A 26301-nucleotide genomic window follows, 5' to 3' on the forward strand; every position below is an offset into this window, starting at 1 on the left:
ACAATCGTCTTTAGGTGACGATGATTGAAGGAGGTAGGAAAGATGCATAGTTTTGTTCAATATACGCCGACGGAGATTGTATTCGGTAAAGATGCGGAGCGGGAGACCGGAAGGCTGGCGAAGAAATGGGGCGCGTCGCGCGTGCTCATCGTATACGGCGGAGGAAGTGCCGTACGCAGCGGGCTTCTGGATACGATAAAGAGGGAGCTTGACGAGGAAGGCATCGGGTACGATGAACTGGCCGGTGTACAGCCCAACCCGCGTGTCAGCCTGGCACGGGAGGGGGTCGGGAAGGCAATTGCCCTGAAAGCCGATCTGATTCTGGCAGTGGGAGGCGGAAGCGTGATCGATACGGCCAAGGCAATTGCCATCGGCGCGGCCAATCCGGAGACGGACATCTGGGAATTCTGGGAAGGCAGGAAGAAGGTGGAGAGATCCATGCCGGTCGGCGCAGTGCTGACGATATCTGCCGCCGGCAGCGAGATGAGTGACTCTTCCGTGCTGACGAACGAAGAGACAGGCAGAAAATGTGGCGTTAGCTCTAATCTTAACCGGCCGAAATTTGCCGTCATGAACCCGGAGCTTACCTATACGCTGCCGAAGTACCAGCTTGCGTGTGGTATCGTGGATATCTATATGCACACGCTGGAGCGGTATTTCACGCGGGTGGGCGGAAATCAGATGACGGATGAGATTGCGGAAGGGCTTTTGAGGACCGTTATCGAGTTCGGACAGAAAGCCTATGCCGACCAGACTGATTACGAGGCCATGAGCGAAATCATGTGGTGCGGCAGCCTGTCTCACAATGGTATCACGGGCCTTGGCAGACCAAGGGATTTCGCGAATCATAAGCTCGGGCATGAGCTGAGTGCTATGTTTGACGAGACCCACGGTGCCACGCTGTCCGCTGTCTGGGGAAGCTGGGCCCGGTATGTGTACCGGCTGGATGTGCCTAGATTTGCCCACTACGGAAAAGCGGTGTGGGGAATGGAATATGAAGAGGAGGAGGAAGCTGCGCTTGCGGCGATTGAGAAGACGGAAGAGTTCTTTCGGTCCCTCCAGGTCGCAACATGTATCGGAGAGCTGAAAACCGGGGTCCTGCCGGATGAGACGCTTAAAAAGCTGGCACAGAACGCGACAAAAGGGGATACCATAAGGCTCGGAAGCTTTAAAGAGCTGGATGCGCACGATGCGTATGAAATATATAAAGCGGCAAACCACGGATAACTTGAATATCAACTGGAAGAGTTTCTACAGAAATGTCTTCGCGCTTGTAATTCCGATGGCAGTACAGAATCTGATAAATGTAGGGGTTACCGCTGCGGACGTCATCATGCTTGGGAAGGTCGGCGAGAAGGTGCTCTCAGGCGCTTCCCTTGCGGGGCAGATTCAATTCATCATGACGCTTTTGTTCATGGGAATCACGTCAGGCGCTACGGTGCTGACCGCCCAATACTGGGGAAAAAAGGATACGAGGACGATTGAGAAGGTCCTTGGCATGGGACTTTCTGCCGGCATCGTGACTGCGGTCATGTTTGCCGCCGCCGCACTTATCATTCCGGATGCGCTGATGCACATCTACAGTTCAGATCCGGAGGTGATAGCAGAAGGGGTAAAATATCTGAGAATCGTCGGAAGCTCTTATCTGTTCATGGCAGTGACACAGGTATACCTTAACATCATGCGGAGCATAGAGCGGGTACTCATAGCCACGTTCGTATACTCTATATCATTGCTGGTCAATATCGCTGTGAATGCATTGCTCATATTCGGGCTGATGGGCTTTCCTGTCATGGGGATACGCGGCGCCGCTGTCGGCACCTTGATTGCGCGTATAACAGAGATGGTTATCGTCCTCTTATATGCATTTATGAAAAATAAAATTGTCCGGATCCGGTTCCGGGATCTGGTAAGGATAGATAAAGTCCTGTTCAAGGACTATATGACCTATGCGATGCCGGTCGTGCTCAACGAAGTGATGTGGGGGCTTGGCAGCTCCGCCAACACAGCCATCATCGGACATCTCGGAAGTGCAGCCGTGGCGGCCAATTCTGTCGCCCAGGTGGCACGGCAGCTGGCTACGGTGGTCGTATTCGGCATTGCCCACGCCGCGGCAATCTATCTTGGCAAGACGATTGGCGAACGTAGGCTTGACTATGCCAAGGCATACGCGAAGCGCTTTATCTGGCTGAGCGTGATTATAGGTGCCCTGGGCGGTGCCATCATCCTCATCGCGGCACCGATAGCCAATGCGAGCCTTGCGCTGACGGGACAGGCAAAGGGGTATCTGACCTTCATGTTCTTCGTCATGTCATATTTTACAGTGGCCCAGTCGCTGAACGGTACGATGGTCATCGGAATCTTCCGTTCCGGAGGAGACACGAAATTCGGGCTTATCATGGATGTGTCCACGATGTGGGGATGCTCTATCATCATAGGGGCCGTGGCGGCGTTCGTGTTTCATGCCAGCGTGCCGGTCGTGTACGTCATACTGATGAGCGATGAGCTGATTAAGGTTCCGATGACCATAAAACGGTATGCGGGATATAAGTGGCTGAAGGATGTCACGAGAGAAAAAGAAGAATTGGGAGGAGCTTAACAGATGATTATCTTAAGCAAAGAAGACATAGAAAAGCTGGTGGATCCAGATAAGATGATGGACCAGATTGAGGAGGCATACAAAATCTTTGGTTCCGGAGAATATTATATGCCTCCCAGACCGTCTGTAGAGCATGACAATAAGACGCTCATGTACATGCCCTGTTATACGAAAGAGATAATCGGGACGAAGATGCTGACAATCTTTCCTGACAACGCGAAGCTCGGCCTTCCTTCCATCGACGGCATCATACTGCTGAACAATGCGGTTACCGGCGCGCCGGAAGCGGTACTGGACGGCCAGTCGGTTACGGCGTGGAGGACCGGGGCAGTGGGCGGCGTGGGGATACGCCATCTGTCCAGGAAAGACTGCCATACCGTGGGCATCGTCGGCGCAGGAGTCCAGGGTTTCCATCAGGCAATCTATGCGTGCGCGGCGAGAGACATACGTACGATATATATATTCAACCACAGCAGCCGAGACCTGGACGGTTATGTGAACAGATTGGAAAAAGCTATTGATAACCCGGGCACAAAGGTAGTACAATGTAAGACAGTAGAAGAACTGGCGGCCAAGAGCGATATCATCTGCACGACCACACCTTCTACCGAGCCGGTGCTGCCCGATGACAAAGAACTGCTTCGGGGCAAATGCATTATAGCCATCGGTTCCTATACGCCAGAGATGCGGGAAATTCCGGATGCAGTCTGGGATCTTGTAGATAAGGTATATATCGAGCTTCCGTACGCATGCGAAGAGTGCGGGGACCTGAGCCAGCCCATCAAGGAGGGCCGCCTCACAGGTGACAAGACTGTGCTGATGAGCGATTACCTTGCATCAAAGGAAGAAGAGGCAGATACAGGAAAGACCACATATTTCAAGTCAGTAGGGATGGGGCTTTTTGATGTATGTATCGCACAAAAAATATTAGAAGAAGCAAAGGAGAGGTAGATTATGAAAGTAGTAGCAACAGAAAAGGCGCCAAAAGCATTGGGACCATATTCACAGGGATATGTACACAACGGCATGTTCTATTCGGCAGGCCAGATTGGCGTGAATCCGGAAGTTGACGATGTAGAGGCAACGACAATCGAAGGCCAGACAGAACAGGTATGCAAGAACGTAGGTGAAGTGCTGAAAGCAGCAGGGACAGACTTCGACCATGTAATCAAGACGACATGCTTCCTGGCAGATATGGGCGACTTCGCCGCGTTCAATGAAGTATACGCCAAATACTTTACATCCAAGCCGGCCAGAAGCTGCGTGGCAGTAAAGACATTGCCAAAGAACGTAAAATGCGAAGTAGAAGTCATCGCGGTAGTAGAATAGATTCAGAAAGATACAGAAGGGGACAGGCCCCGAAAAGGTCCGTCCCCTTTGGCGTGTGTGAAAGGGGTCAGACCCCTATGACCCATAGGGGTCTGACCCCAAATCAAATTTGGAAAGAAGGATATGTATTATGGCAGAACAACAAAACGGCTGTGCGCCGTCTGACTGTGCTGGCTGCGCGCATGCAGATTCCTGCAGCAGCAAGCCTCAGGACTTGAGCGCACCGGCCAATCCATTTTCACGTGTTAAGAAGGTCATCGCTGTTGTGAGCGGTAAAGGAGGCGTGGGAAAGTCCATGGTGACTGCTTCGCTGGCTAGGATGATGAGGGAGCAGGGGTTCACCGTGGGAATCCTCGATGCGGATATCACGGGACCGTCGATTCCTAAGATGTACGGCCTGCACGAAAGTGCAAAGGGAAGTGATGAGGGAATGTTTCCGTGCGAGGCGAAAGACGGTACGAGAATCATGTCTGTCAATCTGCTTCTGGAGAATGAATCAGATCCGGTTATCTGGAGAGGCCCTGTCATCGCAGGTGTCGTGACGCAGTTCTGGTCTGATGTCATGTGGGGCGAACTGGATTATCTCTTTGTAGACATGCCGCCAGGAACAGGTGATGTACCACTTACCGTATTCCAGTCGCTGCCGGTGGACGGAGTCGTTATCGTCACGTCGCCGCAGGATCTCGTGCAGATGATAGTCAAGAAGGCTTATAATATGGCACGCCAGATGAACATTCCGGTTCTGGGGATTGTTGAAAACTACAGTTACCTGGCCTGTCCGGACTGTGGTAAGAAGATATCTGTATTCGGTGAAAGCCATATCGATGAGATAGCTGCGGAGCTCGATATTCCGGTGCTGGGCAAGATGCCTATAGACCCGAAACTTTCCGAGGCAGTGGAAAATGAAAACTTTGCCGAAGTGAGCAATGAATATCTGCAGGCGGCGGTAAATAAGATATAAGGCTGTAGTATGGACAGCTTACCAGTGCCCATGGCAGAATATGCGCTCTGTAGCCGCCACGAATATGGTGGTGGCGGTATTGGCGCCGACAATCGTATAAAGCAGCCTTCTGGAATCGCCTGCGGACTTACGAAGCAGACCGTATTCAATAGGCAGTTCCGCAGCTATGGTAAGTAGAAGATAGAAAGCCCCGACAGTATAAAAAGGGAGCGACTCTGCATACATCAGGCCAGATTGCCATGGATGCCCAGGTATATGGAAAACCGGGTCTAATGAAGCACCTATATACGGTATGCAGAAAGATACCAGGTTGCCCAGAAGCATGACAAGGAATACTTTCACAGGACGGCGTATATGGCAAACGTAGTTGGCGGCCAGAGTCTCCGCTGCAAGCGTTATCGCTGCCACATAAGGCAGCACGTCATAAGGGCGGGTCGTTGATATCCAGTACCAGGAGGAGTTGGCGTAAACGGTTGTGCTGTAGAAAAAGGTTACGATTATGACCGCAATGGGAATCATACGTCTTCTTGACATGGCGGGTGCCTCCTTTCAATCTAGCACTATTGTACCATAACAAAAAATCAGTAAGACGAAAGAAAACCTTATCTTTTTCTTAGACATTACATCAGATTCACTTTGAGATAAATATTGTGAACTATATACAATTGACTAATAAGAACGTATGTTCTATAATGGAAGTATAAAACATAGACATGCGCTTTATAATTACCCTCAGCCGGAGCAGGCGTGCGTATGCCTCTGTCCGCTGAGGGTAAAGTCTTTTGTGTAATAATGGGAAATCAAATTGACGTTGATTCTCTTTCTATGCTATGCTGTCACACAAGAGGTGTAAGGTCTATGTATAATGAACAAAGAAAAAAAGAGTATTTGGAGTATAAGAAGCAGGATTACCTGAAGCATCTGTTCATGGATTCGGCGAAGTATGAGGCAGAGCTTGGCAGAGACTTATGTGAGATGGGGACGTCGGAACTCCTTCATTTTCTTATCCGATACGATGGATTCCGGACGTTTGAGGATAAGAGGCGCCAGCTTTCCAACTATGTAGAATGGTGCGTTATAAAAGGATATGCGGCTTTCAACTGGATTTCCCTGAAAGTGGTTCCGAACAGGGAGCTGAAGGATATTTTTCTGTCGGCGAAGGATGAGTTCTATATATCTAAGCAGCTGTATCGCCAATATATCGAATGTCTGCTGGACTCGGGTTATGGCGTGTACATTGCCTCTGCGTTCGCGAGTATATATGAAGGAATATCCGGAAAGGGCTTTTATAACATGGTCAACCTCAGGCGGGGCCAGATTGGAAAGGACGGCGGTCTGCTGCATCTGCCGGACGGTACGGACAGGGCCATATCTAAGGAGCTGGCCGGGATGCTGATTGCCACGTCAGAGGTGGGAATGGTCCGTAAGGAAAAGACGGTTCGTTATGTGTCCTCTCTCTATCCGGATTCTGTCTGGAAGATACGGAAGAATGAGACTGTATCCTACTCCAAATTACAGAGGAAATTTGTATATCTCATCGAGGAAATGAAAAGGATTCTTAGGGAGAAGCGGATTTCTAAGACTTCGATAGAGCGTAGCGGATATTTCAACAGGATTTATGATAAAGTTCTTGAGGACGGTACGGATATCCGCAAGTTAAAGCTGGGAACAGACAAGGAAGGAGTTATGGAGAACCTGTCTTATGACAGATACTTTGAAAATTCCGGATGGAATATGGATATGAGGAAATTCATCCGTTCTTATCAGTCCTATCTCAACCAGATATAAGACCGCGCTCTTTCCACTTTGGAGGATGGTATGTATAAGGTTGTTGCATCAGAAACATTTGTCGATATTATAAAACAGTGTGGTCCCTTCTGCATAGCGGATGTGGATATGGACACTGGGAATGCGGAGCTGATAGAGAGGCGGCAGCTTATGGACATTGTACAGATATGTACGGAGATAAGGTGCTATCAGGACGATATGCTTAAGCGGTATGATATATACTACCGGGAGAATGAGGACAACAGGCTTGCAAGGGTGCTGATGGAGGCGGGATAAGACAAGATTATATGTAAGAATGTAATGACCAGAACAAAAAGGCAGACACACCGGGAGATACATAGTATCCCTGATGCGTCTGCCTTTTTCTCAAGGGAATATATGCCACATCGGACTAAGGAGAAGAAGCCTGTCTCAATTATAGATTCAAAAGCTTTCTCCATGTTGCCGGACCGACGATGCCATCGGGTGTAAGAAAGTGGTGCTTCTGAAAAGACTTTACTGCCTTCTGTGTCTCAGTGCCAAGTATGCCGTCAGCTCCAGTGGAACCACATGAATATCCAAGTGAGATGAGCCTCTCCTGCATCAGCTTTGTGATGCACCCAGAGGCGCCGGGAGAAAGCATTGGGCAGCCCTTAAGTGTGTTGGGGCCTGCTATTCCGTCCACAGCCTGATGACTGAAGCCCTGACGGTTACATTCGCTCTGCAGCCGGGCAATCCAGGATGCGCCGACATTCTGGGCGGGCTTATTTCCAGATGAAGAGACGGTGACGGTACCGGCAGCGGACGCCCCGGCTATTTCTGAGAATGGAAAATTAGTCCCCGGACAAGAAGTGGCACATACATCACAGTGCCGTTGTATTTTAGTGATTCCATACTTCCTTTTGAGGTAGTCGACCAAGTTCTTCCCCGCATTTTTTTGAGAATCAGGCATAGTTTCTTTCATATAGGCCCCTTCAAAACAGATACCCAGAGAATTGGAATTGCTTCCGGATGCGTGGGCCCCGACCGACCATTCAGGCCGTCCTCTCTCGATGGTTCCATTTTTCCTCACGACGAAATGGTAGCCGATACCGGCCCATCCGTTCGCTTTATGCCATTTGTGAATGACAGAGGCATCGCAGGAAGATGCTTCTGCGTGGTGTAAGATGATACGGGATGTAGAATTCCTCCGGCTGAGTGACCCGAAAGACAGGTTCGTTTCTTTAATGCTTATGTTCATTTTATCACTCCTTATAGGTGTTCATATGTTAATCATCAGGTTTTATTGGCAGCTGCTTGATACATTTTCTGAATTTTTCGTCTCCGGTATGGTTGCCCCCAATCTCGTTATATACGGTATGGAGGCTGACAAATTCTTCATATTCGTCTTCAGGAATATAGCCCTTGTTAAGATAGACTTTATACTTCTGGTTTATCCTGTCGGATAAGATGACGCGGTTTGCATCACAGAGCTTGTCAATATTATCAGCTTGCATATCCAGACGGCTGCTGATATCAGAGATTCTTTTTGACTCCTGCTCTCGTTTTAAGATACGCTTGGACGTGATGCCCAGATAGTTTAACAGCCAGTCTGCTGCAGAGATAACCTCTTTTAGCAAAAAGATTACCCCGAGCATATAGATGAAGAACGTGGTAAAAGTCAGAGGATGGCTGACATTCATGAGGTATTTTAATAAGTTCATATGGTTATTGCACCAGTCCTTTCTGAAGATGTTGTAAGAAAATTGCCCAGACAGGGCGGATTTTAGAATGTTTTGGTGTTGCGGAAGAACAAAGTACGTAGCATTCTGTAGATATGTGAGGACAAAATACCGTTGCTTAAGGATTCTGTATTGATGTAGATATTTTGGGGAGATGGTGGTTGCGTTGCTGAATTAAATAGCAAATTATTAGATTATCAAGTGAAACAAGATTCCGGAGTATATGGAACTAATATAATCTTTGTTCGTTTAGGTAATTTTGTCTATTTCGCTATAAATGGCTTAATGAATAAGATACCTAAGGTTAATAGCTGGAGTTCAATTAATCTATACACAATCAAAGATAAGAAGCTGTTCCCAAATGAAAATTTTGATGTTGTATATAGCTTGGAACGTGATGGTAGTGTTGAAGATTTTACTAATGCAAGAAATACGTTTATTGTCTTTAATAGAACACATAAGACTATTCAGCTGTGGTGTCGTTCTGGGGGTATTGATTGGTCTTCATATGGAAATGGACATACTTATTGGTCCTGTGGAAGTTATTTATCATCACTTTTATTAGTTTAGAAAATCTTTTTAGTCTTATCAGTGATTAACATAGGACAAGTTACTTATAGCTTTTTTGTATAGTACAAAGTAGCATATATGCCATATCCACTGCCCCATTGCTCTTTATTTTTGAAGAGGATATTTGAGGAATTGACTTGAAACAGATGTGTAGTAGCAACACCATTTAGATAATAGGCATTAAAATATCCTCCGAGTTTACACTCAGCATAGACCATTTTTGATACTCCAGAAATACCATGGGGAATTTCAACAAGTTGATATGTTGAAGATGCAACAAAGTTTCCCATGTTACTTTTCACTGTTTTACGAAATAATGGCTCTCCTTCAAACATACCAATTTGTTGTTCTTCCAACCAATCTACATTTTTTAATTTGCTATTTAATTTAGTAAAGGTTAACAGTTTCTTCTCTCCACTCAGCTTGTTACAATTAAGCAGAAAGGAGATGATAACATGGATCAGAAAATTATGGAAGTACTTATGCGCATGCAGACGGTACTGCAGGAATCACAGCTAAAGGAATTACAGACAGTACTTCAAGTAGTTTTTACGGGCTGTTCATTGCATCAAGATAAACAAGAACTACGAGTAGCAGATAGGAATTGGACGATAGACTTGGAGGAATATCTCATGTCAAAGGCTCTGGAAGGGAAATCCCCTGGAACTGTTGCTAGATACCGTTATGAGTTGCAACGGGTTCTAGCATATATTAATAAAAAAGTTCAAGACGTGACTTCCGATGACATATCAAACTATATGCGAGCTTATAAATCAATCCGTCAAGTAACGAACCAAACATTAAAAAATGTAAGAGCTGTCTATAGTAGTTTTTTTTCTTGGCTTCGTGACCGTGGCAGGGTACAAAAGAATCCCATGGCTATGGTAGAGGCAATTAAAGTAGAGCAAAAACTAAAGAAGCCATATAGTGATGAAGATCGTGAGATGTTACTTCGTAGCTGTATAACGCTTCGCGACAAGGCAATGATGGAATTTTTTTACAGCACGGCTGTCCGTGTATCGGAGTTATCAGCCCTTAATAGAGATGATATACATTTCACAAGTAAGGATTTGGTTGTGTTTGGTAAAGGAAGCAAAGAAAGAACGGTTTATCTTAATGACAGAACTAATATGTACATAAAAGAATATTTAAACAGTCGAACAGATGATAATCCTGCACTATTTGTTTCTATTAAAAGTCCTCATGGCCGGTTGACTAAAACCGGCATAGAGGATATTATTCGACGTACGGGTCTACGTGCAGGAGTAGTGAAAGCTCACCCACACCGGTTCCGTAGAACTGCGGCTACGAATGCTCTCAATAGAGGTATGCCTGTACAGGAAGTGGCGCAATTACTTGGGCATGCCAAACTTGAAACAACAATGGTTTATTGCAGTGTTGACCAAGCAGGAGTTAAATACCATCATCAGAAATATTTGAGTGCTTAGAAAAGGATAAATAAAGTCCTTTAGACATCCGGTTAGCGTCGGATGCTTTTGTTGTGCACTTTTATATATGTAATCGACGACTTATTGAATTAGATAAATACTAAATTAAATAGCAATTTTGGTTTTGAATATGGTAACAATTCAAATGGTTATTACAAGAAATATAATAACGGACTATTGGAAATGTGGGGAAGCGCATATGTTACAACGGTAGGTTATGCCGCAAGTGTTAAATTACCCTTTGCTTACTCGACTATCGCCTATAGGATTTTTGTTACACCAGTATATAATAATCCAACAATCGGTTTGATTTGTAGTGGCCAGCAGGTTTCTACTGATGCCTTCAATATTTATGGCCGAACTCATGATGGAAAGACACCACCCGCAACGACTACTGTATGGTGGAATACTATAGGATATTGGAAGCTTTAACCTATAGTATTTTGCAATCGGGGATAAAGCCAAGAGTTCCTGTTGTAGCACCTGAAATAATGCATCAATACCAAATGTATAGTTTGAATTGCTGCCGCCCATTTTAATACATAGCCGTAATAGTCGTTTGTCCATTTGCTAACGTCTGAAATCTGCTTATCCATCACATTTTACTGATTCTCTTTCTTGATTATTTCCATCTCCCACTTGCATATGCTACCAGCCTCATCTTATTTGCAGCAGCCCTTGCTACAACATCAAAAGCTCTAAATGTAGCTATTGTTTCTGAAAAGCTGTAAACTGTACCCCATGATGCACCTGTATCATATTGGGCTTTAGCACATACAACTATATCTGGTATTGAAATAAATTTAATCGGATATGTCCATCCATGTGTCCCTTGGTAAAGGGAGCCATATGCGTTAGTGAGACCCCATGTCCTGTTTTGATTTATCCATTGTTCCATTATCCCGGAGTTCCATTTTCGGTAATAGCCATTTGTATTACTCCCGGTTTCAATAACATAATCTAATTTGCTATTTAATTCATTAAACATATTTTGAAGATCTGCTTTTGTTACTAGCAAATCCGCATTTGTCTTATCTATCTCGTCCAGTATCAGCCTCTGCGTCCCTTTTGAATCTGTAGCCATTATGTCTGTTCCCACCTGAAAATCTGCATTGCTGTCGAAGTCGGGGAGCATCCCGACGGTCACCTTGCCGTTATCGCACGGCATAAATATCGGAATACCTTTATCGACCATCGTGGTCTCTGTCGTTGTCGTAATCCGGTCGGAGATTACGAATTCAAAGTTATAGGACTTTTCAATGTCTAATGTTATAAACGGGTCGCTGCTCGAGTCTTTTAGCAGGGTGGCTTTAAAGTCTGTGGAGGAACCGGGAGCATCCGAGCTTTTTATGCCGGTGACTGTGGTGTACGTGGTTCCATAGGTGGTCCCGACCTCTGCGTATCGGTACTTGACATTAAACTGGTTGTTTTTGCTTGCAATGCCGATTTTCAGCTTGGAGTATATCGAGGAAAAGTCGATGGTCACTTCTTTTTCAAATTCGTTGATCCGTCCCAAAGTGATTTTTGTGGCAGGCCGGCTGTACGGCAGGACATGATAGGTCTTGGTGACGGTGGCGGAAGTATTGCCCCTTGAGTCGAGGGCATGGATATTGATGTTATAGCTGCCATGTTCGGCCATCGTTCCGATGTCAATGAGCACTTCACCGGCAGAATATGGCGTATGAAGCTGCTTTTTGATTTCATTTCCTGCATCTGTGACGGTCGTTATGTACTCGTTGATTATGGCATGGTTTTTGGCAGACGCCCGGTTGGCGGCACTGATCTGTACCTGCATATTGCCGTAGTTCTGGATGATGTAAGCCGCATTTTGCAGCACTTCTGATGTGGCGCTATCTGTGTTCCTGTACGTATAGGCAGAGAATTCAGGATTGCTGCCTGTAACGCGGGCTGTGCCGTATGAGATGTTCTCATAGAACTTGCCGCTTATTGTTGTGCCGCATGACAGCTTGAACTTCATCTCATTTTTCGTCGTGCAGCAGCTATACAGTGTATCGGCAATGCTAGAGAGCGGAAGGGTGACGCTCTGTACGTTCTTCTCCGAGCTGGCAGTGAGAAGGCCATCTGTCCAGGTGCCGTCGTCGCGTTCTACATGGAAGCTGAAGTTTGACGCGTTCAAGTCATAGTTGATAAGCGTCAGTGGCAGATTCTTGCCTATGTCGAACGTGAGGGCCGTGTTGGAGACAGATGCAATCGGCTTTGTCTTGACTGTGAGAGCGCTGGATGTCGTCTCCAGCCCCGAGTCGGAGCGCCTTACTTTCAGTTTGACGGAGTAGGAAGTGTTGGGTGCCAGGCCGGAGATGGTAAATGTAGTGCCGGACGTGGCAACCCATGAGCCATTTCCTATCATATAATAGACGGCGCTGCAGGATGCGTCTGCACCCCACTGGAACGTGGCGCTCGTCTGCGTCACGGCTGTGTTTTTCCATGTCGTTATGTTAGCGTAGCGGGGAATCTTATCAAGGGCTACGCTTTTGGAGGTGCTGGAGCTTCCGAAGGAAGTGCCGCTGATGCCGCCGCTTGCGGCGATGGCAGTAGACTTGCTGCCGTCATTGTTGTGGGCGACGGTAACTGTTCTGGCACCGACGTTGACCCAGCTGTTATTCGCGCTGAGGGTGATGTATTTGGACACTGCCCCGGAAGAGCCATTTATGCTGATGGCCCCGTTGAATGTACCGTATGTCGCCGCAGTTGAGCTGGATGATTTCATATAATCCAGATACGCGGTAACCGTCGAGGTATTTGCGTTAGAGCCATTTGATTTGGAGGACCAGCGTATGCGTCCTGTGATATATTGATTGCTTGTACCGAAGTTCCATGAACCACTTGCCATATTTTGTTCTCCTTTCTTAGTAAAAAAGGAGGTGCCCGGAGACACCTCCTGCATATATGTGTTTAGCTCGTCCCCCCGGATTTGACGAAGGGAAGGGCGTTAAAGGTCACGCCGTCTATCGTGTACGTTTTCGGAACCATCTTGATAGCGGTCGTGTCGATACCGTTACGCACCTCGATGCGCTCCGTTTTCGTGAGGTCCTTTTCCAAACGGAACATTTCGTCGTTGTTATAGTAACCGGCAAATTCTTCCGTCGTCATCACTGTCTTCATGCCGGTGGCAGGATTGGAGACTTCCAGGCCGTTCACTGACATGAGCACGTTCGTGACGATGTCAGGATAATCATACATGCCTATCTGTGCGAACAGGGCTTTCCAGCCATTGGCGGTAAGCTCCGTCTCCGCGGTCTTACCCTCTACGGAAGTGACCCTGTTTAGGATGCCTTCCAATGCCACCTGAATCTCAGACTTATTCTTTAGCACGTCTTGCGAGAGCGACTCCATGTTCTGGGACAGGTTGTCGAGGGAATCTCCCGTGCCCTCTACAGCGAGGCTGATTTCGTCTATGTTCTGTGTAATGTTGGAGAGATTCGTGTCTATGGTGCTGTCTGAAATGTAGTAGACGCGTCCTTCTTCCTTCTCGGCATAACCGCCGGAGAAGCGGCTGTCGTACAGCGTATACCAGTCCTGCCCGTCTGCCGAGACTTCCAGCTTGTGGTTGTAGATCCTTTCATCGAGATAGTAGTGCCATACGGTAATCTTATCTATGTCAGGATAGACTTCTCCGAGATCCAGTTGCATGCATTTTTGACCGGAGCCTGCCGTGATAAAAGAGCTGCTTATCGGCACATCGTTATCGTCAAGCGCGATGAGGACGTCATCGGTGTAAGCCTTTAGATTCTCGATTTCAATATTATTGCCATTCTGGTCATATGCTTCAGGGGTCAGGCTGAAGGCGATGTTCGAGCCGCCTGCCATTACCCGGCATTCCACCCAGTGGCTTAGGGCATCCACCGAGTTTCCGTTCAGCCAGTCCCGGATGTAGCGGATCGAAGTGGGAGGCGCGTCCTGCTTCCGGGTAACGGTGGAAGAGAGCTCTTTGGCGGTCTGCACCACTTCTGAGACTTTCCCGTCTACCGTCTGGACGGAGGTGGTGATGCCGTCAACCTTTTCCTTCAAGGTGGCCTTATCCCCTTTGGCATTTCGTATCTCGGTCTCGACACCGTCCGCCTTCGTCTGGACGGAGGTGATGTTCTGCTCCGCGTCCTGCACCCGCTGGGTGATTCCGGACATGTCCGTAGTGAGAGTGCTTATATTTCCACTCAGGTCTGTGACGGAAGCTTCTATGGCTCCGGCCCTTTGTGACAGCTCGGACTTCGTAGTCTCCACCTGTTCTTTCGTGGCATAGGTCTCTGTGACTGTCTGCCGGAAGGAGGAGGCATCCTGCTCGGCCACGGTGATGCGCTCCGCCAGCGTTCCGGTATCGGTCTGGACTTCCTTCACCGTGTCGGTGATACCGCTTAAGCTGATGTTATGCTGTACCAGGAGGTCTACGATAGACTTGCTCACCGTATTGCCTGCCTCATCGGTAATCTCCACCAGATCCGTCCGCCACACCTTGTCGGTGATGGACTTTTCGACTGCGTCGATTGCGGACGATACTCCTTCCATCGTCGAGCCGAGGCGGGAGATGTCATCGATGATGGATGCAAAGCGGATGTCCAGCCCTTCGCCGTTAACGGTAATCTGTGCGGAATTCCAGACCGGGTTGCCGTCCTGGCCGAGGGAGGCACCGGCTTCTTTCCAGTTGATCTTATCACTGCCTATCGTGGAAGGCGCTATCATGTCATTCTTAATGAGGCCGTCAGATATGGCGGATGCCCGGATGCCGTCCTGGTCCATGATGACTCCCGACCCGGCTGCGTCGTAGACGATGAAGCTGAAATTGCCGTCGGCATCTTCGCCGAGCTGGAGCCGCACGCGGCCGTCTCTGTCACGGAACGTCTCGGTATTGCCGATGACAGACAGGGAACCGTCTTCCGAGAGGATATTGATTCGGTTCGTGTTGATGCTGCCGGCCTTCAGGTCATTGACGGAGATATATTGCGCGACGACGTCTTTCAGAAAAGCCTCTTCTATGGCGGCATTATCCGCAGTGAGGTTAATGATGATACCGGTCTCTGTGGAAGAGGTTCCGATAAGGGCATTCTTGATGGTGGAGACGAGCGTGTCAAGCTGCTTGATGACGGCGCTGTCGGATACGATTTTGTCGGCGGCGATAAGCTGAGACTGCAGATACTGGAAAAATCCGTCTTCCGCATGGATATCGGAAGTCCGTATCATCTCGGCCTGCAGGTTCTTGGCGACGATCATCTGTCCGGTGAGCGCCTGAAAATGCTGGTTGATTGCATTTGCCACCTTATTATTAAATAGAGTGGAAGAGAGAATCTTCTGTATGAGCCCTGTCGTGAGCGTAACCCCTTCGTTGGCAGAAGCGCTTCCGGCAGAGCCGGAGATCCGGTTCTTGGATGTATTTCCCCCAAGTCCGAGAAGATAGGTCGTGTCGTAACGCTTGGAGCCTGTCTTTACCATATTGGAAAATTCGATTCGCAGGTCGTTGTCCATGGACAGCGGGTTAAAGCTGCAGGAGATAAGGCGGAGCTTCACGACATAATCGTCCTGGGTACCGAGGTAGAGGAAGTCGCCGAGCTCCAGGTTGTCTGTGTACTGCCTGTACTTGTACATGGACAGGAAGTTGTCAAGGTCTGTGGCGTAGACATACTGCGGCTGGCTGGAGATTTCCAGATCCTGCACCGCGGCGTCGTAGAGCTTGAGCTGTTCGTCGATAGCCGTCACCTGGTCATCGGAGCTGGTGAGGAACATGTTATTGTTCGTGTAATCCGTGTCCCGGTATAGGCGGGACAGTGTGCGCAGTTCCTTTCTCGTAAATGGCTCGGCGCCTTCCATCTTCCAGTTCTTCTTGTCCACGGAGTATGCAAGCTGTGTCCGCTGCTCCTGAAGCGCCTCTGCCAGTGCCTCCGCAGCTTCGTACGCTGCGGTGCGTTCGGCGAGGGCGTTGGCACAGGAGCCGGAGATGGTCTCGTCAAGCTGCATCACGACATCCAGATACTGCGAATGCATTTCCTCGTGCATATCTCTCGTGTGGGGCGGATAGGAATCCTCGTCTGCCTCTGTGTTCTGGGCATAATCTTCGTAAGGAATGTCATAATGGGCATCTTCCAGGGACTTCTTCTGTGAGCGGTAGAAGTCGATGCTGGTCAGAAGCTCGCTGATGCCGTACAGTTTCCAGTCTGTCTTGTAAGAATCGATATAGGGCAGTTCCCCTTCCGAGGTGGGGAGCTTTCGGTTCTCTACCTCGATGGCGATGCTCGGGAGGATGACGTCACGTATCTGATAGTAGTCGTTGGCATCGGGAGAGCCCTTAAGCTTCGCCTCGTCAAAGTCGCCGTTATCGTCTACGTAGTAAGATTCATAGCCTTTGAGCTGCGCTTCGTAATTGTCTCTGGCTTTCAGAAGGTTATCATCACTGAACTTGTTCCATTCGGTGGAACAGTCGTCCAGAGGCAGCCGGTCCATCAGCTCCGACATGACATTGAGCTGGCTGTTGTAGCTGCGGCTCAGTTCCATGTATTCATACCTTTTGGATTCCGTATCTGAACGCCAGGCGTTGTATTTGGCTATGAGTGATTCGCCCATGTAGTTTTCATTGAGGAAGCTCGACAGGTTTTCAATCATATTGCTGCCGAAGTTCACATATTCGATGCCGAGCTTGTCGTCCCCTTCCACCCGGTACCGGGTATAGACGCTGTTCTTATCCACGGAGATGTCATTGGCATTCTGAAGATTGCGGAAACCGACAGTCACGTTCGTATCTTTCCCGAGATTCTCCGGGCGGAAGGCGTTGATTGTCATGGCTTCGATATCAAAGAGGATGAGGCATTCAAAGAACTGTTCCACATCCTGTGTCAGGAAGGAATAGACGCTTTTGGAGTCCACGTCGAAGGTGCCGATCTCGTCCTTTAGCTGGACGACCTCTTCCACAAGTTCGCCGTCCTTATAAGAACGGTATACTTTCGGAATCTCGTCGATGTGTCCGATGCTCCAGCCTTCGATGCCGGCAAAGGAGAGGACCATGTGCAGCAGGCTCAGCTCTGGATGCTCTTTATCGCAGAACGTCACCTGCTTCTTGGCAAATGGGACGTCGCCGATGTATTCTACGTTGTCGGGGACGAGCATTTCGACGGAATCAGTCGTTCCACAGTTGACCTTGAAGCCGAGGAGGTCGTTGTTCGTCAGCCCGATGTCCGCCGACTGGGCGGTGACTTTCTTATATTCTTCGTCTCCGTCATTAGAAATCTGCGGGGTGGACATGATGAACCATCCGATACGTTCCACGTAGATGCACATGAAGTCATTCAGAAGGTCGTATCCAGACGACATGACCCGTCCCCGGCCGCTTTGGCCCGGTGCAAGGATGTATCTGTCATAGGAAAATGACAGCTCTGCCGTGTTGTTCAGGCTGAGCGTAAGGTTCACCGAGTCGGGGCGTATGCCATTGAGAGGGCAGAGCAGCTCGTGGTCCGGCGTTCCGAGATAGAAATGAGGCGGGTCCGGCTGCTTATTGTTATTAAACTGTATCTTCATGTCTAAGCACCTGCCTTCCGGGTCTCTCTGTAAGTGAGGGTGAAGGTGCAGCCATCCGCCCAGAACAGGAAAGCGTTCTCCCCGCTCATGAGCCTCGGCCAGTACATGTAGTCCGTGTCCGCCACGCCCAGATCTGACAGCTTCACCATGCGGCCGATGTCATCATAGAGGAACAGGCTGTCCGCATCAATGGTAACGGGCAGGTCCCGGTTGACGTCAAAGCAGAGGAAGCCTCCCCGGACGATGTAGTATTCATAGGTTGAAGTTACATAGCACGCAATGCATTTGTGCTCCTGCCCGTAGGAATCCCGGTAGAGAAAGCAGAGCGCGGTATCGTCTCCGACCGTCAAGATACGCTGTCCATCTTCCGAGAGCTGGAATTCTGCCGCGTATCCGTGGGCGAGTGCGTAATCGGATACTTTTTCTTTCAATTGCTCCATGAGCAGGGCGTTGGACGGGGCCGGAGCAAGCGTTCCCTCGTCATAGATACAGCAGTCGGACAAGTTCAGGAAATAAGCCTGCCCGGTGACGTCCGGGGCCATACGTATGACGGGATAGCAATATTCGTCCAGCCGGTCATCCTGGCTCGTAATCGTATAGCTGGCCGTCTCTTTGGCACAGGCGACCATGTGGACGATGTCATCGGTATATCCATACGGAGAGGAGCAGTCGAACATGAGCCGTAGGCCGTAAACGTCACCGGCTACGTGGAATGACTGGATATCCGAGAACTGCCCGTAGTAGTAGCGGGGCATGCCGTCTCCGTCACCGTCATACTCAAAGGAGAGAAGTTCGGAAGAGACGGTAGAGGTGAGCCAGCGCGCCAGCTCCCGGATGTCGGAAGGGGTGATGATACGCCCGGACTGGCTTGCATATACGTCCGGGTCCTTGATGATATGGAGCTCGAACTTCAGCTTGTCCCCGGGCTTCGACCGCACGGAGCCGGGCTCGCTGCGGTAACGGTTCGTGTCTCCGTATTCGATATCTCTTGCAAAGGCAAAGTACGAATCCGGGTCCTGGTCGAAATCGACCGCAATATAATGACTGTCCAGGTCGGACAGCCTTTTGTCTAAAAATATAAAGTCTTTAAAAGATTTGGCCATACAATTCCTCCTATTTTCATAGGGGTCAGACCCCGGCTGCGCCAGGGGTCTGACCCCTTTCAAAATTTACTTCAATTTACGGTAATCGTCTGATAATTCTGATGACACGATTTGTGTCAGTTCTTTTCCAAGGGCCGGCAGTGCGGACTTCAGTTCGTCTACGATGTCTTTGTCTGCGTTTCCTTCTATATTGAGCAGCGTACCGAAGCTGAACTGGGCTTGCAGCCCGCGCTCTCCGGACGGCTGATGTGCCCTGCCAGGGGCAGGAAGGTATAAGCCGGCGCCGGAGAGGAGCTGTGGCGCCCGTTCCGCCAGGTCCCATAGGTTCTCGGTGAGCCCGGAAGGGATGACGCCATCGCCCCGCTGAAGTGGAACGAGGATGCCCCCGTCGGACTTGCGGATGACGATTTCACCGGCGTGTACGAAGTCAGGGCCGCTTATCGGTACGGAGCGGCTGCCCCTGCGGTAGCCGGCGGAGCGCATCTTGTTGAGCAGCCAGACGTTCTGGGAGTAGGTGCCGGAATAATAGCCGCCTCCGCCCCAGTAGTTGTAAAGCTCCCGGCAGGCGGACATGGAAGAGTCGAAGTCGTGGGATTTGAGGCGATCCACGATGGAACTGTTGACGTTCAGCTTGTTCTTCGGATAGTAGTCCTTCTTATAACGGAACGGAATGCCGCCGTAAGCCGGGCTGTTCTGGGAGGGCGCCGGTTTGGCCGGAGCCCTGGCAACGGAGACAGACACAGTAGCGGAGATGCCGCTTCCGTCGGTGGTTGTACAGGTGATGACGGCGCTTCCTGCCTTGACGCCCTTGATGGTGCCTCCGGATACGGTGGCCGCCTTCGTGTTGGACGAGGTCCAGCGCAGCGTCTTGTTCGCCGCATCCGTCGGACGGACTCGGGCAGATACGACAGCGGATTTCCCTTCGGTGAGCGAGAGGGAGGTGGTGCTCAGGGTAAGCTCAGCTACAGGCCGGTTGTTGAGGTCGGTCTCTTTGCTGATATCCTCGATGATGGCATCATGGGACGGGTTCTTGTTGATGGCCCCGGTATCCACGCCTGTGGTGGTGCCGGAAGCCTGGACGCTGCCCTGTGACGCGCTTCCTGCCTCCATCTGCCCGGCAGCGCCGGACTGGGTGCCGAGGTCCGTGACGTTCTGATGGAACCCGGAGCTTCCCGCGAATCCCGTATTGGCGATGATCTCATTAATCTTGCCATATGCCTGGCCGTACATGGATACGACCTTGTTCAGCATATCCGCCACGACCTGTTCCTGCTTGCTGGCATTGTATGTCAGCTCGTCCATAGTAGAGTTGAGACTGTCTTTCATCCCTGTGGAGAGCTTGTCGTAACCACGGTCGATCATGTCGTCCGCATGGTCCTTCTTCAGCTCGGCGAGGTCTTCTTCCTTCTCGGCAAGCTCCTGCTGAAGCCGTCTCAGCTCCGCCTGGGCAGAGGCGTTGTTGACGCCCTGGAGCGCAGCTATCTGTGCTTTGAGCTGGTTGACAGACTTCGACCGGTCGTTCAGCTTCTTGGAGAAGTCATAATACTTCTTGTCCAGATTCAGCGCTTTCTGCCGTTTGTCATAGTAGTCATCCATGTAGTCTATCTCGGCCTTCATCTGGTCTTTGTACAAGTCGATGATCTTATCTTTGTAGTCCTGCACGTCACCAGCCGCGTCCTGGATGTCCTTGAGCATGTTCTTCTGGCTCTTCTCATAGTCTTCCTGGCTAAGTATCCCGTTCTGGTAGGCTTCATCCAGCTTCTTCAGCGCAGCCGTATATTCGGCTACCTTCTGCTTGGACGTGGCCATCTCCTGACCGAGCAGCGCCAGGTTGGCGAGGCCGTTGTCGGTGAGGGCGCCGCTCTCATCAAAGAAGGAATCCTTATCGAGCAGAGAGCGGAGATTCTTGGAACTGGATATCGTTGCATCGAGACCGTCTATGACTTCTTCAAACGGATTGGTAAACCGGGTCTCCCAGATGGACTTCTTCAGCTTCTCGTTATTCTCCATCAGGTCATAGATGTCGGAATCCAGTCCGGCAATCTCTTTGGCAAGGCTGTCGTACAGCTTGGAGCCTACATCATAGACGGCCTGCTTTTTCACGAGCTGCTGCCTTAAGTCGTAGCTCTTCTGTATGGAATCGTTGTTCAGGTCAATCTGCTTCTGGTAGTCGGCCTCGGTCAGAGGCTCGCCTTTGGCTTCCTTGAGGCTCAGGAAATCTTTCAGGTTATCACTTACCCTGTCCATATGGTCGAGGGTGTCCTCGAACTTCTTCCACGTCGCATCGAGTATCTTCTGCGTATAATCGGCAATCTTCTTCTGGGCATCGTACCACTCGTCGGAATACTGCTTGATCGTGCCGGAGGATACCTGCTTCGCCAGCTCGTTCTGATACTGGGAAAGGGCGGAATTCAGTTCGGATATCTGGTTGGCATAGCCGAAGTCGTCATTGTAGTCGAACCGGTTGCTGAAGTAGGAGTCGATGTTGCTAAGCTTCTTCATGGCAAGGTCGACGAGGTCTTTCTGCAGGTCGGCGATGTCCTTTTGAAGTCCGAGCGCCTTCTCATAGTATTTCTTGTAGTCGTCTATCTTGTCTTTTAAGTCTTCGTCCGTGATGGTGCTGACATCGTAGCTTCCGTTCTGCACCGCGTTCACCCAGGAACCGGATAAGCCGACGGCATTGGCCTTGCCCATATAAGTGTCATATGCCTTCTGATAGGAGGAGAGGTTGCTTTTCGCCTTAGCGATGGCGCTGTCCACCTGTTTGTTCTGGGCGGTGAGGTTGTAGGAGAGCGTTTCTATCGAATCGGAGATTCTCTTGAACGCAGATTCCATGCGGTCGATAAGTATCTCAATCTGGTCGAATTCCTGCTTGAATTCCGTACCGCTTGCATACGCCCGCCCGGATAGGTGTCCAAGGCTGCCTTCGGCATAAGAGCTGCCCACGAGGCGCGCATGGGAGCCGGTCACATAGCCGCGGCTCAGCAGAGCCTCCGACTGCTTGTGATTGAAGACGATGTCCCCGGCCTTTAAGCTGGCCATAACAGGATAGCCGTTGTTCAGCGTAAACCATCTGCCGTTGCGGACGATGATTTCACTTCCAAGCTCGTTGATGAGGGCGCGTTCGCTGTGGGGAAGGCCCCAGCTTCCGCCGCTGTAGGAGCGGGAACCAGAATGGCGATACTGCCAGAGGGCAGTGCCGGCGGAGTGGGCGGTGCCGTTGGCCTGTTTGGACTTAATCGGTGGAAGTAAGGGTAAGCCAGTGGTCCCTACTCCAATACCAAATGGTTTATATTCAACTCTACGTGTTATAGTAGGGAAGGCTGACGGCAAACTTAATGTATTAGCAACATATGTAGTAGTACGTTCACCACCGTCTTCTTCTGTCGTTTCTGTTACAAGAAGCTGGTTGTTAGGAAGAAGCTTTACATTCCTGGTACCACCATCTTTATTAGATATCTCCGCCTGCAACTCTCCAGAAACGGGATTTAAAAGTGTAAAGCGTGATCCACCATCTTTATTAGCGGCTGCCTGATCGACATTTGAGGAATCTGCGATAAGCCGTACCACTTGTTCCGGGGTCATTCCCAGAAGTTCTGCAACAGCACTAATAGCCTCTTCGTTATTTGCAAGAATGTTGGCAATAATTTGCTGTCCATTTGTACTGGACAACCATGTCTGCCAGGCCTCGTCAGCCACTTCCGTATTAGTTTCTGGTGTGATTGTCGGATTATCTTCTGAAAAAGCTGTTTGGATATCAAGCATAAAGTCTTCCAGATTGTTAGCCTTTATTGCAAGCCGGACTGCTTCATCTTCATCCAGCTCACCGGATGCAATTTGCTCCTGGACATCATGTAATGCAGACTCTACCCCGAAATATATAGGGAATTCCTGAGGCTCTACCACTTCTGAAAATTGATTCTGGTCTTCAAGTTTGCCTCTTGCAAATTCTTTTTTTGCTAATGAATTACCCCACGCCTCACGGGTACCGGTGCTCTCAGCAAGCAATTCAGCTTCTTCGATTTCAGATTCCAGTTGAGCCAAGCTGTATTCAAATTCTATTTCAGCTATGATTTTAGGGTCAATTGTCGACAGGTCCTCTTCATATTGACTTAGCTTTTCTTCCCATCCATCAAACTTGCCGGATAATTCTTCCCTGTCTTCACTATTGAGAGAGTCTTTCAGTTCTTTAAGACCTTCTAAAGCCTCTTTGGCTGAACTTAACTGTTCTGTGGATTTTTCGATATCACCAAAGTCATTACCGTGATCTTGGGACCGTCCCATAAGTATTTCAAATGCTTCTACAGTCAAATCCATTGAGCTGGCCGCTTCTGCGGTAGTTCTAAACGAGCCGCCGACGCTTTCTAATTTTGCATTGTAATCATCCCAAAAGGTCAGGACTCCTTTTTCATCCATGATTCCGTTGCTATCGAAAGTGAAGTATTTTTGTGCATTTTCATAGTTTTCAGCAAATTTACTTTTTATTTCTTCAGGAGCAACACCTATCAGTTTGGCAACTGATTTAACATCATCTGTATTAATAATTCCTTTATCAAATTGTTCCTTTGCTTTTATGAGGTAATTCCCGATATCTTCATAGGCATCGCCTGCATTTTCTGTCTGAAAGGCTTCGGAGATTCCGGAAAAGGAGCCGTCTATTTTATTTGCAGAATTTGCCGCTTCGTTTGCGGCGCTTGCTATATCTTTAAAATGCCTGGCAACATCATCTAAGGTTGCAGTACCAAAATCTTCAGAGTTTAACCCAAGCCCTTTGATGGCTGCTTTGATATCTTTTGTAGACTTTCCTGCTTTTGCAAGTTCTGTCAAATAGTTACTAATGCCTGAAGTGTTGGAGCCAGAAAAAAAGCTTTCAATAGCACTTTTAGGAGTATCGCTTTCATAGTTGAGCCGCTCTGTATAGTTCATAGCTTCTTTAAGTTCATGAACCTGCTGCTCAAAACCTGGAAGAGGCTTTCCGGTAACATCATTAATCATGGAATCATGCCATTTTGATACATTAGCATATCTTTTATTTAAATCTTCAGAATATTTACTTATCTTTTCTTTGTAATCTTCAATGGTTTGTTGCTTTTCTTTGAAGCTGTCGTCATTTTTATTTAACCCTTTTTGCTCCTTCTTAAGCTTATTTACCTCGGCTTCATATTCTTTGATTGCATCGACATTTTCCTTTATGGCTTCTGTATCTGTACGCTTATGCATCTCGCGGTCATCATTACGCCCTCCGGCGTAAGATGCCATTAAAGCATCATTTTCATCATTTGTTTCGTAAAGGATACTGTCGGATTTCTTCTGCATTGCATTGGCAGCTTCTTTGGCGTCAGTATATTTTTGTGCGTCACTGAGCTTCGCCAGAAGAGTCGAGCGTTGTTCCAGAGCTGCATTTTGCTCTTGGAGATTGGCTAATTCACTCTGCTCTGTAAATGATAGCTTCCCTTTGGATTGCAATTCTTCTATCCTTGACTGCACGGACGATAGTTCCGTATTAACAGACTGTAATTCGCCTTTTGTCTGGGCATATTGAGAGGCAGCGGCCTGTGCTTTGGAAACTGCATCATCATAACTTTCCGTCAGGCCATTGATAAGTAAAAGACCACCGATTGATGCAGAAACTACACCTATCAAAGGGGCCAAAGGAGCAAGCGTGGAGAGCAATCCTGAGAAGGTTGAAGTTAACGTACCTGCTCCTGAGGCAGCAGCGGTACATGTTTGAGTAAGATTTCCCATTTTTGATGTTATGCCGTCAGCTGACGCAGCCAAGATAGAGTTTCTTAGTGGCAAGTGTTGTTCTAAATTTATCAATTGATTGTCATTTCATTTGATAAAATGTTATAATAATTAAAAATATGGAGGTGAATTTATGATTTATGTGATATGCCCAAGATGTAAAAGAAAAATCGGCTCGTATGAAATAGAATGTCTTTTTTGTGGGTTCCCACTTCAAACATATTTACAAGACAGCGGTATAGATGATTTGAAGAAAAAAATCATGTGCACCAGATGTGGGAAACAAAGTAATGGCTTAACAGGTGCTGTGGAATTAAAATGTGATTATTGTGATATTCCAATGGTGCAGCTAATGTATAATGACCAAGAGTTTTCAAAAATGTATAATGATTCTTTAGATGGGATAGCAGAAAAGGTTATGGAAAATCTGGGAATAGATATATTGGAATTAGAACGTATGATACAAAGAAAAGACCCGAGGATAATGGAAGAGATGACTAGAATTAAGGGTGGTAATCCATATGTGATTTTTTTAAAGCGGCAATTTCCAAGTACCTTTGATATAAATGCATTTGAAGGAAGAGAAGCGCAAGAAAAACGAGAGGCTGAAGCCAGACTTCCTCGTTGCCCAAGGTGTGGTAGTACAGATATAGGAAAGTGGACTGCTTCAGTGGGTAGTGTGAATACTTTGTATGTGCGTTGGAACAAATGTAAAAATTGCGGGAATAAGTGGAAATAGTATTTCGAAAGTTAGTCTGCTTATAATGGCAGAAGTAATATCTATATAGTCGCTATGTATTTTTATTAACTTATGATAAAGTTTTATTTTTTAATTTGTTTATAATTATTTTTAGACAATTTTTAAACCCTCTTGTGACAAACGTAAACAACAGTGAGAGAGTAGCACCGTTGCTGACGGGTAATGTTTATATGCCTAGCAAGTAGGCATCACACTTAGACTATACTTTAATAGCTGGCAATATAAGGTCATGCCAGCTACAAGGATGGGTAGTCGTTGAATATCCTCACTGTTAAGAATCTTTATCCTGTTTTACCAGATTATATGATTCAACTGACGCCAGATGAGTGTACTGCTGATTGGGACGTTTATGTATTGTACATAGTTTGCCATATGAATTTTTAAACCATACCATCTGCTGTCACCAGCTCTGTTTTGGTTTCATATCACTTTCCGTTCCAGCAAAGAGGAATTACCAGGCCTCCAATACTCCTTTGGGTATATTTAAAGAACCCCCATTAACACAACTTGTTTATGACACCATATTTGTCATATCCTTATTGTGAAGTAGACTCACATAATTAATTTTTGTAACCTTATGTTTTTTAGGTTAATCCAGGCTCTTGTTTAGAGATTGACCAGCAGTTTTAAGATAATTGATACTAGTGGCAACCGTATTAAAGAAACTCAGCCCCTCTTCCAGCCCGCTCGTATCCATCTCCACCGGCACCTTCGCAGGCGCCCCGCTCGTGACGCTGTTCACCGCGGACTGAAGCTGTCCGCTTAAGGCGGCGCTGTCAATCT

The 26301-nt window shown here is 48.2% G+C and carries 19 protein-coding genes; 10 read left to right on the plus strand and 9 right to left on the minus strand.

Features of this window, described 5'->3' with window-relative positions:
- Positions 1-42 precede the first annotated feature (42 nt).
- From HJV72_RS09970 to HJV72_RS09990, 5 genes are all read left to right on the plus strand, one after another.
- Entirely contained in the window at positions 43-1227 is a 1185-nt protein-coding gene (locus HJV72_RS09970) for an iron-containing alcohol dehydrogenase (RefSeq protein ID WP_208070674.1), read from the plus strand.
- Positions 1196-2599 (plus strand): MATE family efflux transporter, encoded by a 1404-nt coding sequence (locus tag HJV72_RS09975; RefSeq protein ID WP_208070676.1) that lies wholly within the window; start codon positions 1196-1198, stop codon positions 2597-2599. The genes HJV72_RS09970 and HJV72_RS09975 overlap by 32 nt, the downstream gene beginning before the upstream one ends.
- Positions 2600-2602: 3 nt before the next feature.
- A complete protein-coding gene (locus tag HJV72_RS09980; protein WP_208070678.1) occupies positions 2603-3550 on the plus strand; it encodes an ornithine cyclodeaminase family protein in 948 nt (315 codons plus the stop codon).
- 3 nt (positions 3551-3553) lie between these two features.
- Positions 3554-3928: a RidA family protein gene (locus HJV72_RS09985; RefSeq protein WP_049727649.1), complete on the plus strand. Its 375-nt coding sequence runs from the start codon at positions 3554-3556 to the stop codon at positions 3926-3928.
- A gap of 130 nt (positions 3929-4058) precedes the next feature.
- Positions 4059-4889, plus strand: a complete 831-nt coding sequence (locus HJV72_RS09990; RefSeq protein ID WP_208070680.1) for an Mrp/NBP35 family ATP-binding protein — start codon at positions 4059-4061, stop codon at positions 4887-4889.
- Positions 4890-4907: 18 nt separating this feature from the next.
- Here the strand turns inward: HJV72_RS09990 and HJV72_RS09995 are convergent, their stop codons facing one another.
- Positions 4908-5423, minus strand: a complete 516-nt coding sequence (locus tag HJV72_RS09995) for a hypothetical protein (RefSeq protein ID WP_208070682.1) — start codon at positions 5421-5423, stop codon at positions 4908-4910.
- Positions 5424-5747: 324 nt separating this feature from the next.
- On the opposite strand from HJV72_RS09995, the gene HJV72_RS10000 reads away from it, so the two are divergent.
- Both HJV72_RS10000 and HJV72_RS10005 read left to right on the plus strand, forming a co-directional pair.
- Complete coding sequence (locus HJV72_RS10000; protein ID WP_208070684.1) at positions 5748-6677, plus strand: phage lytic cycle repressor MrpR family protein; 930 nt, start codon at positions 5748-5750, stop codon at positions 6675-6677.
- A 30-nt stretch (positions 6678-6707) separates the two neighbouring features.
- A complete protein-coding gene (locus HJV72_RS10005; protein WP_208070685.1) occupies positions 6708-6953 on the plus strand; it encodes a hypothetical protein in 246 nt (81 codons plus the stop codon).
- 139 nt (positions 6954-7092) lie between these two features.
- Here the strand turns inward: HJV72_RS10005 and HJV72_RS10010 are convergent, their stop codons facing one another.
- The 3 genes from HJV72_RS10010 to HJV72_RS10020 all read right to left on the minus strand — a co-directional run bounded on the left by HJV72_RS10010 (position 7093) and on the right by HJV72_RS10020 (position 9282).
- Complete coding sequence (locus HJV72_RS10010) at positions 7093-7896, minus strand: peptidoglycan recognition protein family protein (protein ID WP_208070686.1); 804 nt, start codon at positions 7894-7896, stop codon at positions 7093-7095.
- 28 nt (positions 7897-7924) lie between these two features.
- Positions 7925-8359 carry a hypothetical protein gene (locus tag HJV72_RS10015; protein WP_066577348.1) on the minus strand — a complete coding sequence of 145 codons (435 nt, stop codon included), beginning with the start codon at positions 8357-8359 and terminating at the stop codon, positions 7925-7927.
- 632 nt (positions 8360-8991) lie between these two features.
- Entirely contained in the window at positions 8992-9282 is a 291-nt protein-coding gene (locus HJV72_RS10020; protein ID WP_208070687.1) for a hypothetical protein, read from the minus strand.
- Positions 9283-9402: 120 nt separating this feature from the next.
- On the opposite strand from HJV72_RS10020, the gene xerA reads away from it, so the two are divergent.
- Positions 9403-10395 (plus strand): site-specific tyrosine recombinase/integron integrase, encoded by a 993-nt coding sequence (gene xerA, locus HJV72_RS10025; RefSeq protein WP_208070688.1) that lies wholly within the window; start codon positions 9403-9405, stop codon positions 10393-10395.
- A gap of 93 nt (positions 10396-10488) precedes the next feature.
- Positions 10489-10827: a gp53-like domain-containing protein gene (locus HJV72_RS20505; RefSeq protein ID WP_442899298.1), complete on the plus strand. Its 339-nt coding sequence runs from the start codon at positions 10489-10491 to the stop codon at positions 10825-10827.
- 190 nt (positions 10828-11017) lie between these two features.
- Here the strand turns inward: HJV72_RS20505 and HJV72_RS10030 are convergent, their stop codons facing one another.
- The 4 genes from HJV72_RS10030 to HJV72_RS20170 form a co-directional block, all read right to left on the minus strand.
- A complete protein-coding gene (locus tag HJV72_RS10030) occupies positions 11018-13246 on the minus strand; it encodes a DUF859 family phage minor structural protein (protein ID WP_208070689.1) in 2229 nt (742 codons plus the stop codon).
- A gap of 62 nt (positions 13247-13308) precedes the next feature.
- Positions 13309-17910 (minus strand): discoidin domain-containing protein, encoded by a 4602-nt coding sequence (locus tag HJV72_RS10035; RefSeq protein WP_208070690.1) that lies wholly within the window; start codon positions 17908-17910, stop codon positions 13309-13311.
- A 2-nt stretch (positions 17911-17912) separates the two neighbouring features.
- On the minus strand, positions 17913-19013 hold the full coding sequence (locus HJV72_RS10040) for a phage tail domain-containing protein (RefSeq protein ID WP_208070691.1): 1101 nt from the start codon (positions 19011-19013) through the stop codon (positions 17913-17915).
- A gap of 66 nt (positions 19014-19079) precedes the next feature.
- Positions 19080-24500 (minus strand): Ig-like domain-containing protein, encoded by a 5421-nt coding sequence (locus HJV72_RS20170; protein WP_208070693.1) that lies wholly within the window; start codon positions 24498-24500, stop codon positions 19080-19082.
- Between the two features lie 391 nt (positions 24501-24891).
- Here HJV72_RS20170 and HJV72_RS10050 point away from each other — a divergent pair, with 391 nt between their 5' ends.
- Complete coding sequence (locus HJV72_RS10050; protein ID WP_208070695.1) at positions 24892-25497, plus strand: hypothetical protein; 606 nt, start codon at positions 24892-24894, stop codon at positions 25495-25497.
- A 610-nt stretch (positions 25498-26107) separates the two neighbouring features.
- Here the strand turns inward: HJV72_RS10050 and HJV72_RS10055 are convergent.
- On the minus strand, positions 26108-26301 hold a 194-nt coding region (locus HJV72_RS10055), incomplete at its 5' end, for a hypothetical protein (RefSeq protein WP_208070697.1).

The sequence above is a fragment of the Extibacter sp. GGCC_0201 genome, from assembly GCF_017566055.1.
In the GTDB taxonomy this organism is placed as follows: domain Bacteria; phylum Bacillota; class Clostridia; order Lachnospirales; family Lachnospiraceae; genus Extibacter.

What these genes read in the sequence shown, in the direction of transcription:
- HJV72_RS10035 (WP_208070690.1), bottom strand. Translation starts at nt 17,910, where the DNA reads ATGAAGATACAGTTTAATAACAATAAGCAGCCGGACCCGCCTCATTTC.
- HJV72_RS10020 (WP_208070687.1), bottom strand. Translation starts at nt 9,282, where the DNA reads ATGTTTGAAGGAGAGCCATTATTTCGTAAAACAGTGAAAAGTAACATG.
- HJV72_RS09980 (WP_208070678.1), top strand. Translation starts at nt 2,603, where the DNA reads ATGATTATCTTAAGCAAAGAAGACATAGAAAAGCTGGTGGATCCAGAT.
- HJV72_RS10050 (WP_208070695.1), top strand. Translation starts at nt 24,892, where the DNA reads ATGATTTATGTGATATGCCCAAGATGTAAAAGAAAAATCGGCTCGTAT.
- HJV72_RS10005 (WP_208070685.1), top strand. Translation starts at nt 6,708, where the DNA reads ATGTATAAGGTTGTTGCATCAGAAACATTTGTCGATATTATAAAACAG.
- HJV72_RS09990 (WP_208070680.1), top strand. Translation starts at nt 4,059, where the DNA reads ATGGCAGAACAACAAAACGGCTGTGCGCCGTCTGACTGTGCTGGCTGC.
- HJV72_RS09995 (WP_208070682.1), bottom strand. Translation starts at nt 5,423, where the DNA reads ATGTCAAGAAGACGTATGATTCCCATTGCGGTCATAATCGTAACCTTT.
- HJV72_RS09970 (WP_208070674.1), top strand. Translation starts at nt 43, where the DNA reads ATGCATAGTTTTGTTCAATATACGCCGACGGAGATTGTATTCGGTAAA.
- HJV72_RS10000 (WP_208070684.1), top strand. Translation starts at nt 5,748, where the DNA reads ATGTATAATGAACAAAGAAAAAAAGAGTATTTGGAGTATAAGAAGCAG.
- HJV72_RS09975 (WP_208070676.1), top strand. Translation starts at nt 1,196, where the DNA reads ATGAAATATATAAAGCGGCAAACCACGGATAACTTGAATATCAACTGG.
- xerA (WP_208070688.1), top strand. Translation starts at nt 9,403, where the DNA reads ATGGATCAGAAAATTATGGAAGTACTTATGCGCATGCAGACGGTACTG.
- HJV72_RS10030 (WP_208070689.1), bottom strand. Translation starts at nt 13,246, where the DNA reads ATGGCAAGTGGTTCATGGAACTTCGGTACAAGCAATCAATATATCACA.
- HJV72_RS10040 (WP_208070691.1), bottom strand. Translation starts at nt 19,013, where the DNA reads ATGGCCAAATCTTTTAAAGACTTTATATTTTTAGACAAAAGGCTGTCC.
- HJV72_RS10015 (WP_066577348.1), bottom strand. Translation starts at nt 8,359, where the DNA reads ATGAACTTATTAAAATACCTCATGAATGTCAGCCATCCTCTGACTTTT.
- HJV72_RS09985 (WP_049727649.1), top strand. Translation starts at nt 3,554, where the DNA reads ATGAAAGTAGTAGCAACAGAAAAGGCGCCAAAAGCATTGGGACCATAT.
- HJV72_RS10010 (WP_208070686.1), bottom strand. Translation starts at nt 7,896, where the DNA reads ATGAACATAAGCATTAAAGAAACGAACCTGTCTTTCGGGTCACTCAGC.